The 12,924-nt window shown below is 34.4% G+C and carries 12 protein-coding genes; all 12 read left to right on the forward strand.

Annotated features, from left to right (window positions below):
• Positions 1 to 56 precede the first annotated feature (56 nt).
• Complete coding sequence (locus tag AAGV33_RS12830) at positions 57 to 1,010, forward strand: GDP-L-fucose synthase family protein (RefSeq protein ID WP_373392429.1); 954 nt, start codon at positions 57 to 59, stop codon at positions 1,008 to 1,010.
• 99 nt (positions 1,011 to 1,109) lie between these two features.
• The gene (gmd, locus tag AAGV33_RS12835; RefSeq protein ID WP_373392430.1) at positions 1,110 to 2,234 is read left to right on the forward strand and encodes a GDP-mannose 4,6-dehydratase; all 1,125 of its coding nucleotides are present in this window, start codon (positions 1,110 to 1,112) and stop codon (positions 2,232 to 2,234) included.
• Between the two features lie 3 nt (positions 2,235 to 2,237).
• Complete coding sequence (locus tag AAGV33_RS12840; RefSeq protein ID WP_373392432.1) at positions 2,238 to 3,320, forward strand: acyltransferase family protein; 1,083 nt, start codon at positions 2,238 to 2,240, stop codon at positions 3,318 to 3,320.
• A 70-nt stretch (positions 3,321 to 3,390) separates the two neighbouring features.
• A complete protein-coding gene (locus AAGV33_RS12845) occupies positions 3,391 to 4,689 on the forward strand; it encodes a lipopolysaccharide biosynthesis protein (RefSeq protein WP_373392434.1) in 1,299 nt (432 codons plus the stop codon).
• A gap of 47 nt (positions 4,690 to 4,736) precedes the next feature.
• Positions 4,737 to 5,315 carry an acyltransferase gene (locus AAGV33_RS12850; RefSeq protein WP_373392436.1) on the forward strand — a complete coding sequence of 193 codons (579 nt, stop codon included), beginning with the start codon at positions 4,737 to 4,739 and terminating at the stop codon, positions 5,313 to 5,315.
• A 12-nt stretch (positions 5,316 to 5,327) separates the two neighbouring features.
• Positions 5,328 to 6,485: a glycosyltransferase family protein gene (locus AAGV33_RS12855; RefSeq protein WP_373392437.1), complete on the forward strand. Its 1,158-nt coding sequence runs from the start codon at positions 5,328 to 5,330 to the stop codon at positions 6,483 to 6,485.
• Positions 6,486 to 6,495: 10 nt separating this feature from the next.
• Positions 6,496 to 7,086, forward strand: coding sequence for an acyltransferase (locus AAGV33_RS12860; RefSeq protein ID WP_373392438.1), 591 nt, complete (start codon positions 6,496 to 6,498; stop codon positions 7,084 to 7,086).
• Positions 7,083 to 8,315 carry a glycosyltransferase family 4 protein gene (locus tag AAGV33_RS12865; protein WP_373392440.1) on the forward strand — a complete coding sequence of 411 codons (1,233 nt, stop codon included), beginning with the start codon at positions 7,083 to 7,085 and terminating at the stop codon, positions 8,313 to 8,315. Before AAGV33_RS12860 ends, AAGV33_RS12865 begins: the two co-directional genes overlap by 4 nt.
• A gap of 19 nt (positions 8,316 to 8,334) precedes the next feature.
• A complete protein-coding gene (locus AAGV33_RS12870; protein ID WP_373392441.1) occupies positions 8,335 to 9,633 on the forward strand; it encodes a hypothetical protein in 1,299 nt (432 codons plus the stop codon).
• Complete coding sequence (locus AAGV33_RS12875; protein ID WP_373392442.1) at positions 9,634 to 10,803, forward strand: glycosyltransferase; 1,170 nt, start codon at positions 9,634 to 9,636, stop codon at positions 10,801 to 10,803. It abuts the gene before it with no gap.
• A 313-nt stretch (positions 10,804 to 11,116) separates the two neighbouring features.
• On the forward strand, positions 11,117 to 12,295 hold the full coding sequence (locus tag AAGV33_RS12880; RefSeq protein ID WP_373392444.1) for a glycosyltransferase: 1,179 nt from the start codon (positions 11,117 to 11,119) through the stop codon (positions 12,293 to 12,295).
• Positions 12,295 to 12,846, forward strand: a complete 552-nt coding sequence (locus AAGV33_RS12885; protein ID WP_373392445.1) for a WcaF family extracellular polysaccharide biosynthesis acetyltransferase — start codon at positions 12,295 to 12,297, stop codon at positions 12,844 to 12,846. The genes AAGV33_RS12880 and AAGV33_RS12885 overlap by 1 nt, the downstream gene beginning before the upstream one ends.
• Positions 12,847 to 12,924: the final 78 nt, after the last annotated feature.

The following is a 12,924-nucleotide window of genomic DNA, read 5'->3' on the forward strand; positions in this document are numbered from 1 at the left end:
AATGAAGATGCTGCAATTGCATTTCTTACTTAATTTTTAAATAAAATAGTCTCAAAATGATTGATAAGAATTCCGTAATATATATCGCTGGCCATAAAGGAATGGTAGGAAGTGCAATTTGGAGAACATTAACTAAAGAAGGATATGTTAATCTTAATGGGATTTCAAGCAGAAAATTAGATTTAAGAAATCAAAAAGCAGTTCGAAACTACCTTCAAAAAATACAACCTGATGTTATTATTGATGCTGCAGCAAAAGTAGGCGGGATTTTGGCCAATAATAATTTTCCATATGAATTTCTAATGGAAAATATGCAGATTCAAAATAACCTTATTAGTGAAGCTCATTATCTGGGGGTGAAAAAATTCATTTTTTTAGGAAGTTCCTGTATTTATCCCAAATTAGCTCCGCAACCTTTAAAGGAGGAATATTTATTAACAGCTCCTTTAGAAGCAACTAATGAATGGTATGCTTTAGCAAAAATTACCGGTGTAAAATTATGCGAAGCCATCCGCAAACAATACGAAAAAGATTTTGTGAGTTTGATGCCCACAAATTTATACGGTACTCATGATAATTTTGATTTAACAAGTTCGCATGTTTTACCTGCTATGATTCGGAAATTTCATGAAGCAAAGGAAAATAATAATGCTGTAGTGGTTCTTTGGGGAACCGGCAAACCCATGCGAGAATTTCTTTTTGTGGATGATATGGCTGCAGCGGTAGTTTTTGCTTTAGAAAATGAACTACCTGATTACCTATACAATGTAGGGACAGGAGAAGATTTAACGATTAATGAATTAGCTACAATTATCCAAAAAATTGTGGGTCATACAGGTGATATTATCTGGGATACCACCAAGCCAGATGGAACCCCGCGTAAATTAATGGATATTTCTAAAATGCATAGCATAGGATGGAAGCATAAGGTCGATTTAGAAACCGGCATTCAAAAAACATATAAGTGGTTTTTGGAAAATATTGAAGATTTCAAAGTAAAGGAATTTTAACCCTTAAAGTTCCACAGATACTTACCCTTTAAAAATTAGAATACAACTTTAACTTTTTGCGACTTTTCGCCACAATGCCTTGTGCCTTATATTTAAGATATGAATCAAATAAAAAAAACAGCTTTCATTACGGGAGTAACAGGTCAGGACGGAGCTTATTTAAGTGAATTTTTACTTAAAAAAGGCTATATCGTTCACGGATTAAAAAGACGTTCTTCATTATTTAATACCGACAGAATTGATCATTTGTATCAGGATCCGCATGTTAAAAACAGAAATTTCATTTTGCATTATGGCGATATGACTGATAGTACTAATCTAACGCGACTGATTCAGGAAATTCAGCCTGACGAAATTTATAATTTGGCAGCTATGAGTCACGTAGCTGTATCATTCGAAACTCCGGAATATACCGGAAATGCGGACGGATTAGGAACTTTAAGACTTTTAGATGCAGTTCGTTTATTAGGATTAGAAAAGAAAACGCGAATTTATCAGGCATCAACTTCTGAATTGTATGGAAAAGTACAGGAAGTACCGCAATCTGAAACAACGCCATTTTATCCACGCTCCCCTTATGCAGTAGCTAAAATGTATGCTTTCTGGATCACTGTAAATTACAGAGAAGCTTACGGAATGTATGCCTGTAATGGAATTTTATTTAATCATGAATCACCCATTCGCGGAGAAACTTTTGTAACCCGTAAAATTACCAGAGCTACTTCAAGAATTGCTTTGGGATTACAGGACAAATTGTATTTAGGAAACCTGGATGCTAAACGGGATTGGGGTCATGCTAAAGATTATGTACGCATGATGTGGATGATTTTGCAAGCCGAAGAACCTGAAGACTGGGTAATTGCCACTGGAACAACCACTCCTGTTCGTGAATTTGTACGCATGAGTTTTGCTCAGGTAGGGATTGAATTAGAATTTAAGGGAGAAGGTATTGATGAAAAAGGCTATGTAAAATCCTGTAGTAATCCTGATTATCAGGTGGAAATAGGTAAAGAAGTTTTAGCGGTTGATCCGGAATATTTTAGACCTACCGAAGTAGATTTACTAATAGGTGATGCCACAAAAGCACAAACTAAACTGGGCTGGAAATGTAAATACGATTTAGCAGAACTGGTAAAAGACATGATGCAATCGGATTTAAAACTGATGAGGAAAGACCAATATTTGAAAGAAGGAGGTTATACGATCTTAAATTATTTTGAATAAGTAATGCTTCAAAGAATTGTAAATATTTCTCCGGGAAGTTTCAGACTTATTTTAGCTTTAACAGTTGTGGTATTTCATGCTGTTTCCTTTATATCTTTTGGTCACGCAGTAGTATATATGTTTTTTGTATTAAGTGGTTATTGGATTTTTAAGATGTATTCAGAAAAATATTTAAAATTTGATGATTCTTATTGGGTTTACCTCAAAAGTCGATTTCTAAGATTGTATCCCGTTTATTGGGTAATTTTATTCTTTACATTAAGCTGTTACATCATTTTGCCAGGAGTCTGGGACAATGTTTTAGAAAATTCTAAAGGCGGAATAACTTCAAATTTTGTATCAAACTTTTTTATAATAGGCAATGGAATAAACAACAAATACTGGTTTATACTTCCAGCCTGGTCTCTGGCAGTTGAGTTGCAATTTTATATCATAGCTCCACTTTTAGTGCTGTTTCAAAAAAGCAAAAAGACAGTTTTTACATTTTTTATAATAAGCAGTTTAGTCAGCATCATTTTAGTTTATTTCAATGTGAAAATTGCTGTTTATGATTCTATTTTGTTATATCTGCCTTATTTTTTGCTGGGTGGTATCGTCTATTTTTGGGATCTGAAAGTCAATTATAAAGTGGCAAAAACAGCTCTGCTATTGGTGACAGGCTTAATTGTAGTAAGTCATGTTGTTACTGATTTCAGGATGATACTGTTAGATAAAGAGGAACGATACGTTTTTTTAGGTTACGCTGTTTCGGAAGTTTTTAATTGCTTATTGACTTTGGTTATTTCACCTTTTATTATTTATAATATCAGACAACCAGTTAAAAATTTTAAAACAGATTCTTTGCTTTCTTCTATGTCATTTGTAGTTTATTTATTGCACTGGCCGCTATTGCAGATTTATTCTCTGGCGGTACAAAATGGTACTACAGCTGTCTTTAAAATGGTATATGCATTGCTGTATTTTATAATTTGCATTGTTTTATCTTATGTTATAAGCAAGTACATTGATATGGAATTAGAAGATAAAAGAAGGAGCTGGTTAAAAAAAAATTATGCAAAAACGAGCAATAATTTAAAAAAGGTTTGATAAGATATTTAATAAATTCCGGCAGGAGTTTGTTGTTTGTAGATTTTGTATCAATAATTAAAATACACAAATGTTAAAAAGAATCAAGTCCTATGAACATTACGACAAAAGCATTCAATGGGGAAAAAAATTAAGCATTACCGGATCGGCTCAGATTATCATTCAGGCAGTGGGTTTTGCAAGCGGAATTTTAATTATCAGACTTCTCTCTACACAGGAATATGCCCTGTATACATTAGCTAATACCATGCTGGGAACTATGATTATGTTAGCAAACGGAGGAATCTCAACAGGTATAATGTCTCTTGGTGCAAAAGTATGGGAAGACAAAAAAAAATTAGGTATCGTTTTAGAAACAGGATTGGAATTAAGACGAAAATTTGCAATAGGGAGTTTATTAGTCGCAACTCCTTTGTTAGCCTATTTATTACTACATAACGGTGCCTCTTGGTTAACCACTTTTTTAATTGTAGCTGCTCTTATTCCGGCATTTTTGGCTGCTTTGTCTGATTCACTTTTAGAAGTAGTACCTAAACTACATCAGGATATCCATCCGCTGCAAAAAAATCAGATTATAGTAGCTATGGGAAGGCTTTTGCTGAATGTTTTATTAGTGTTTTTATTTCCATTAACATTTATAGCTTTATTAGCCAATGGAATTCCGCGTATTTATGGAAATATTCATTTAAAAAAAATTGCTTACAATAATGCTGATGCAAAGCAAAAAACAGATGAAAAGGTAAAAAAGGAAATTTTATTTTTTGTCAAAAGAATGCTTCCTGAAACCATTTTTTTTTGTGTTTCAGGTCAGATAACCATTTGGATTCTTTCCATTTTTGGGTCTACAAGTTCTTTGGCAAGTATTGGAGCAATAGGCAAACTCAGTATGGTTTTCAATTTGTTTACGGTAATATTTGGCATGCTGATAATTCCTAATTTTGCTAAGCTGAAAGAGGATAGTCGTTTACTTTTAAAAAAAGTGTTTTATGTTATTATCGGATGTATCATTTTGTCCGTGTTCGCTATTTCTTTTACTGATTTTTTTTCTAGGGAACTCCTTTCTGTATTAGGTAAAGATTATAAAGATTTAAATTTTGAATTGGTACTCAGTATAATAGGTGGTTGTATCACTTTTTTTCAGGGATGCATTTTTGGTTTAAATAACAGCCGAGGCTGGATTATAAATCCGCTAATTTACATTTCAGTTATGATTGTAGTTATTATAGTCGGGGTTCAGTTAATTGATGTTTCAACATTGTCGGGAGTTCTTTATCTCAATATAGTTGTAGGATCATCACAGGCTTTAATGCTACTTTATTATAATCTTTTCAGAATATTTAAGATTAAAAATAAATCATATTCTCTTTAATTCTTAATACCACTTTTTTGTGTTTTGTTTGCTGTAATTTTATTTAAATGAAAAAAAGCTACTTTTTCCAGCAATCTCTTTTTGTAATCAGATATCGGTATTTGATGAAAGTGAATAGTTTTTTTAGAAAAGGATACTATCGCTTACAGGGAATGAAAATTGGGAAAGGAACAGTAATCCCTAAACTTTACACTACCTGGCCTCATCAGGTTGCTATCGGGAATAATTGTATACTGGAACAAAATATCTATTTTAAATATGATGGTATCTGGAAAGAAGGTTTTTCAATTGAAATTGCTGATGATGTTTTTATAGGTTCGGGTTGCGAGTTTAACTGCTCAGGCAAAATTATGATTGGCAAATATACTTTGATTGCGTCAGGTTCCAGATTTATCGATCACAACCACGGTACTTCTGTTGAAAATATAATGCGAAATCAGCCCTCTACATCCGGAGAAATAGAAATAGAAGAAGATGTCTGGATTGGCTGTAATGTTGTTGTTCTTAAAGGGGTTTTTGTAGGGAAAGGTGCGGTGGTTGCTGCCGGATCAGTTGTTACAAAATCAGTGCCTTCTTATGAAATTTGGGCTGGAGTTCCCGCAAAAAAAATAGGTTACAGGAAATAGTTTTTTGCAAAATTGAAAAAGACAAACGAGTATATAATACCTTGTACAAGAATGATAAAAGTGCTTTTTTTATGTGGTTCTGCGGCACCGGGCAAAGATGGAGTGGGTGATTATACGCGTCGTTTTTGTGGAAAATTGATAAAATTGGGACATGAAGCTCAGCTTTTGTCTTTGTGCGATCAGCAGGCAGAATCCTTTATCAGTGAGAATCAAATGGTTGAAAACACTGCTGTACTGGTACACAGAATTCCTAGAGCTACAGAAAATAACCAACGATTGTCAGCATTGCAGCATATTATAAATGACTTCCAGCCTGATTATATTTCTTTACAATACGTACCCTATAGTTTTAATTCAAAAGGACTGCCTTTCTGGATTCCTTCTTTTTTAAAAAAAGTAAAAGGAAATTACCAATGGCATATTATGTTCCATGAATTATGGATAGGTATGGATGTAAATGCCACGTTTAAAAACAGTTTTATTGGTTTTTTACAAAAGTTTTTAATTGTAGAAATGTTAAAAACAAAACCGAAGATAATCGTTAATACGCAAACTAACTTATACCAATCCAAACTGGCTTCTTTGGGGTATAATGCAGAGATACTGCCACTGTTTAGCAATATAATTAAAAAGTCTGCCCCAGCTAAAGAATCTGTTGAAGAAGCAGAGGAGTTGCGATTTTGCATTTTTGGGACTATTCATTACGGTGCACCGGCAGAAAAATTTATTGATGATTTAAAGCGGGTTTTATTGGCATCAAAGAATAAAAAATCACTAAATTTTTTATTTATAGGTCATTGTGGCAATGCTATTGAAGAATGGAAAAGGGTGCTGCAAAAGCATTCTATCAATTTCGAAATTACAGGATTTGTTACTGATCAGGAAATAAGCTATTTTTTATCGCATTCTCATTATGGTATCTCTACTACGCCTTATATTTTAAATCAGAAAAGCGGCAGCCTGACAGCTATGTTTGATCATCAAATACCGGTTATATTCGTGGCCAGAAACTGGGAAGTGAAGGGCTTTAATCAGCAAAAATTTTTGAACTTAACTCAATATCAAAACCAAGAATCGGTAAAAAAATTTCTCGATAAAAAGTTTATACCCTCTACCGAGAATAATCTGGAGTCGGTTGTATTACAATTTTTAAAAGGATTAAGAAAATAAGGTATTATTTATGGCTGGTTTAAAATATTTATGGAATAACAGAGTGCAGTTTAGCTTGTTTAGTAAAGCCTTTTTTATTTCCTGGGCTAAGCGAATACTCACTTTTCCCGAATTAGTTAAAAGTAACAGAAGAAGAAAAAAATTAATTAACAAAGGAGCCAGAATCGCTGAAACTTCCGAAATAGGAATTGCTAAAATTGAAGGAAAAAAAGAACTTTTATCAATTGACGCGTTCACAACATTAGGCAGAGTAGAAATTGCACTGCATGATAAAGTAACCATAGGTAAATATGTTTGTATCAACGACGGAACGGTTATTTTGAGTGGCTCCCATGATATTTCAGATCCTTTGTGGAGTCATAAAAAAGCAGCTATTGTCATTAACGATTATGCATGGATAGCAACCAATGCCATTATTTTACCCGGAGTAACTATTGGTAAAGGGGCAGTGGTAGGTGCCGGAGCTGTTGTTAGTAAAAATGTCAGTGATTATGCGATAGTAACAGGCAATCCTGCTAAAGAAATTGAAAAAAAGAGAACTAATGTGCTGGAATATAATCCTTGTGATTTTCTTGCAGCAAATAACGCCTGGTTAAAATGATATTATTTTCACACCCCACATTAAATGCAAATGCAAAAGCATTGATTAATGGTTTACTTAAAAACAAAATTTTATATAAATTATTCACTTGCATTGCCATTTTTGAGGGACAGTTCTTATTTAAATTAGGGGAGAATCCCAAATTAAACGACTTAAAAAGAAGAAGTTTAGATACTTCCTGGAAACCTTTTACGGTATCAAAATCCTTTTTTGAATTCGGACGTTTATTGGCATCCAAATCCAAATTAAACGCTTTGATAAAACATGAAAAAGGTTTGTTCTGCATAGATAAGGTATATCAAAAACAGGATAAATGGGTAGCAGACAGTTTAGCTAAATCAAAAAAAGAAGGCTTGAAAGCGGTATATGCTTATGAGGATGGAGCGTTGAAAACTTTTATAAGAGCAAAACAATTAGGGATTACATGCATTTATGATTTGCCTATCGGCTATTGGAAAAGTGCCCGTTTATTGATGGAAAAAGAATTTGAAATCAACCCCGACTGGTCGGACACACTTACGGGTTTTAATGATTCACAGGGAAAGCTGGATCAAAAAGATCAGGAACTGGCTCTGGCAGATGTGATTTATGTAGCCAGCAGTTTTACTAAAAAAACATTAGAAGATTATTCGGGTAGTTTAGCAGAAATAAAAGTAATTCCATACGGTTTTCCGGAGGTTAATACTAAAAAAGAGTACAAATCACTGCAAGGACGCAAACTTAAAATTTTATTTGTAGGTGGTTTGTCCCAGCGAAAAGGGATTTCATATTTATTTGATGCTGTAAACGGATTAGAAGATCAAGTCGAGTTGACGGTTGTGGGTCACAAAGCAATTCCTGATTGTGTGGCTTTAAATGTAGCTTTAGAGTACCACAACTGGATTCCTTCCTTATCCCATAATCAGGTATTAGATTGTATGCGGGAGCATGATATTTTTGTTTTTCCGTCGCTTTTTGAGGGTTTTGGTCTGGTGATTACAGAGGCAATGTCTCAGGGAGTTCCGGTCATTACAACAGATCGCACCGCCGGACCTGATTTAATCAGTAATGGTGCTGATGGATGGATTGTTCCGGCGGCTTCATCAGTTGCTATCAAAGAAGTTTTTCTTCAAATACTGGAAACACCAGAAATATTGGAACAATTTGGACTCGCAGCCCAGCAGAAATCCAAAACCAGACCATGGTCCGTTTATGGTCAGGAAATGGCTGATTCGCTTTCTTCATTATAGATTATAAAAATTAGAATAAATGGATATCACAAAAGAAGCTGTTACCCCATCTTATAAATATCTGAAATCAGCCATTTGGCTTTATTTTATACTTTGGATATTTGAAGGTGCTTTACGCAAATGGATTTTACCAGGATTAGCAACGCCCTTACTGGTAGTGCGTGATCCCATTGCGATCTATATTATCATACAGGCTTTTTATTCAAATGTAAAATTTCTCAATCCGTATGTAGTTTTAAGTACTGTTTTTACCCTGTTAGGTTTAGCAATTACATTAACTTTTGGGCATGCTAATCTGTTTGTCAGTTTATATGGAGCCAGAATTATGTTGCTTCATTTTCCATTAATTTTTATAATTGGTTCCGTTTTCAGTAAAGAAGATGTTTTAAAAACAGGTTACTTTTTTTTAGGAGTAAACATATTGATGGCTGTAGTTGTTTATTTTCAGTTCATCAGTCCGCAAACAGCCTATATTAATGTAGGTCTTGGTGGAGAGGGAAGTTCCGGTTTTTCAGGAGCCTTAGGTTATAGTCGTCCTTCAGGAACTTTTTCTTTCATTACCGGTCTGGCTTGTTTTTATATTTCAACAGCGGTTTACATCTTTTATTTTTGGTTATCCAAAGAAAAATGCTCTAAGTTATTATTAATTACGAGTACACTGGCATTAATTTTTGTCATGCCGCTTACTATCAGTCGCGGTGCTGTTATGGGGGTTCTGGTAGTAGGATTTTTTGCGATAATGGGCTCCAGTACCAGCATAACCAAAGTAGTAAAAGTTCTTTCCATTATTGGTGTTTTTGCAGGAATAGTGATTATTTTAAATAGTACCACATCTATTTTTAGTTTAGGAACTGAAGTTTTTTTAACCCGTGTTGACAATGCGAATCAGGGAGGAACAATTAAAGAATCTATTTTTTTAAGAATGTATGATAGTTTTAAAGATCCTATTGTCGATTTGTTTGATAAACCTTTGTTTTTAGGAAATCTGGGAATGGGGACAAATGCAGGTGCTCAAATGCTCAATGGAAACCGTCATTTTATAATTTCTGAAGGAGAAATAGGCAGACTCGCCGGTGAGCAGGGCTTGATTTTTGGCGGCTTACTTATAGGTTTACGGTTATTTTTATCCATTGATTTGTTTGTAGCTTCTGTTAAAGTTTTAAAAGAAAATAATGATATTCTTCCGATAATTTTTTGTGGAACCGTTGTATTGTCCATCACTCAGGGTCAATGGGCACAACCTAGTATTCTGGGTTCTGCGATAATTGTTTCCGGCCTTTTATTAGCGACTATAAACACGGATAAAGAAATAAATTAGATGAAAATTATACTTTTTACTCACCCGCAGTTTTTAGCTCATCAGAGTATGCCCCGATTTGCCCGGATGATAAGCGAGGGCATGATTCAAAAAGGACATGAAGTGAGAATATGGTTTCCTAAAGCATTTTTTTTCAAACTGGCTTTAAGAAAACCATTGCTGCAAAAGTGGTTCGGGTATCTGGATCAATATCTTGTGTTTCCAATGCTTACTAAAATGAAAGTACTCGGTTGTTCCAGAGATACCTTATTTGTTTTTGCTGATAATGCTTTAGGTCCCTGGATACCATTGGTGAATAAAAGAAAGCATGTGGTACATTGTCATGATTTCTTGGCACAGCAATCGGCTTATGGTTCATTGGCAGAAAATAAGATTGGTTTCACGGGCAGGTATTATCAAAAATTTATTCATTGGGGATATAATAAGGCAGAAAATTTTATTAGTATTTCAAATAAAACCCAAACTGATTTACACTCTTTTTTAACACAGCCTCCTAAATTTTCAAAGGTGGTTTACAATGGTTTGAATCAAAATTTTGAACCTGCAAAAAATAAGGCAGTAATACGTGAATTACTGACAAATAATTTTGGGATTGATTTATCTAAAGGCTACATTCTTCATGTGGGAGGGAATGCTTTTTATAAAAATAAATTAGGAGTACTCGAAATTTATGATCAATGGGCTACTGATTATACGTCAAAAGTACCTCTGATTTTAGTAGGCGAAGTACCTTCTGAAGAGTTGATTGCATTTAAAGAAAAATCTCAATTTTCAAAATCGATTTATTTTATATCAAATATTGATGATTTTCAGTTGCAACATTTTTATCAGGGTGCATCGGTCATGCTTTTTCCGTCTTTATACGAAGGTTTTGGCTGGCCCATAGTCGAAGCAATGGCCGCAGGTACTCTGGTCATTACCACAGATGAAAACCCGATGAAAGAAGTAGCGGGCAATGCGGGTTTTTATATTCCAAAAAAAAATTTTGAATCAGAAGAATTCGCTAAATGGAAATCTGTTGCTGCAAAACAATTAGAACATGTGCTGCAATTGACTCCGGAGCAAAAAGCACTGGCTGTTCAAAAATCGATTTTGCGATCAAAACAATTCTCAGCTCAGGGTTTTGTCAATGCTATTGAAAAGCTCTACAAACAAATCCTGCTGAATTAAAACAGGTTTTGGTGTTCAAAATCTTTGTTGTTCGATAAAAAACATAAATAAAATTTGAACTTAATATTTATGGCACATAGGAACAGGTCGCTCCTCTGGAGCTATTTATCAAGAAACACAATTTTCTACAAACATTTCGCTCCTAACGGAGCTGTTTTTAGTCTCATCGGGACGTTCTGTTTGTAAGAAAAAGCGATTCGTCAAAAACAAGCTCCTGAGGAGCGACCTGTTGATTTCATCAAATTTAATCGGACAACAATAATCCAAAATTATTTTCCCTAAAAAGTCAAAATAATACACAAAATCAATTAGAATGCAACTACTTCATGTAATAAGCTCGATGAGTCCTCTTTCCGGAGGAACATCCCAGGCCATTCGCAATATCATTCCTAATCTTGAGTCTTTGAATGTAAAGAATGATGTTGTTTGTCTGGATGCCATAGATCAGGATTATGGACTAAAAGATAATTTTAATGTATATAAAATTGGTAAAGGCAAAACCAGTTATCAATACAGTCCTTTATTGGCAGATTGGTTTCTGAAAAAATTACAATATTATGATGTTGTCGTTGTTCATGGTATCTGGCAATATGCTAATTACGGAATTTATAAAGCGATAAAAAAAGTAAAAAAATCGCAATCTAAACTTCCCAAAGTAATTATTATGCCCCACGGAATGCTGGATCCTTATTTTCAAAAAGCAGCAGACCGAAAGTGGAAAGCATTACGTAATGAAATTGTGTGGAGATTAACAGAAAAAAAAGCCATTAACGCTGCTGATGCTGTTTTTTTTACCTGCGAGGAAGAATTAAATCTGGCTCGTACTACTTTTAGAGGATATAACCCAAAATTAGCAATTAATGTAGGTATCGGAATTCCAAATCCTCCCGCAGAGACGGCTGAAATGAGATTAGCATTCAGACTTCTGAGCCCGTCTGTTCAGAATAATTACTGGCTTTTTCTAAGCCGCATCCATCCTAAAAAAGGAATAGACCTTTTAATTGCGGCTTATAATAATTTATGTTTAAAGACAAGAAATATTCCCGATTTAGTTATTGCCGGTCCAACCAATTCATTGTATGCCGAAGAAATGATTGCACTGGCTAAGGATAATTCTAAAATTCATTTTGTGGGAATGTTATCTGGTAAGGCTAAGTGGGGCGCTTTTTACGGTTGTCAGGCTTATTTTTTACCCAGTCATCAGGAGAATTTCGGTATTGCGATTGTAGAAGCTATGGCATGCGAAAAACCGGTACTAATAACTAAAAATATTAATATCTGGAGAGAAATTAAAGCAGATAACAGCGGATGGGTTTTAGAAGAATTATCCGTAGCGAGTATCGAACAACAACTTCAGGAAATAGCAGCTTTGCCTGTTGCAAAGCTGAAACAGACAGGCAGGCAGGCAAAACAAACATTTGAAGATAAATTTAATGTTCGAAATCAGTCCAAGATATTTGTTTCAACCTTAAATAATGTAATAAAACCCTAATGTTGAGCAGAGTAAGATTAGCTGAATTTGATGCTTCAAAAGGATTAATTCGCGGAGCAGGGAAATTCAAAGAAATTTTGTGGTATGGAGTAAAGATTCTTTTTTTTCTTAGTTCTGTTCCTTATCCATCTGGTTTTAAATCTAAACTTTTAGTACTCTTTGGAGCAAAAATAGGGAAGGGAGTGGTAATTAAACCACGTGTAAATATACATTTTCCTTGGAAACTGGAAGTGGGTGATCATGTTTGGATTGGTGAAGAAGCTTTTCTGTTAAACTTCGAATTATTAAGTATAGGTAATAATGTTTGTATCAGCCAGAGAGCTTTTTTATGTGGTGGAAATCATGATTACAAACAACCTTCAATGCCCTACAGAAACGGACCTATTGTTTTAGAAAATGGCTGCTGGGTAGGAGCGAATGTTTTTGTAGGTCCTGATGTTGTTATAGGTTCAGATACTATTGTTTGTGCTGGTTCGGTAATCACTCAAACCTTAGAAAATAATGGTATTTATAAAGGAAATCCGGTCGTTTTTCTAAAAAACAGATGGTAATTTATAATAAAAAACCATTCACCGGGATTGGTCAAACTATTCGAATCAGTTTCTGAAAAATTAATGACTTTGCTTTTT

The sequence above is a fragment of the Flavobacterium magnesitis genome, assembly GCF_041729735.1.
GTDB lineage: Bacteria > Bacteroidota > Bacteroidia > Flavobacteriales > Flavobacteriaceae > Flavobacterium > Flavobacterium magnesitis.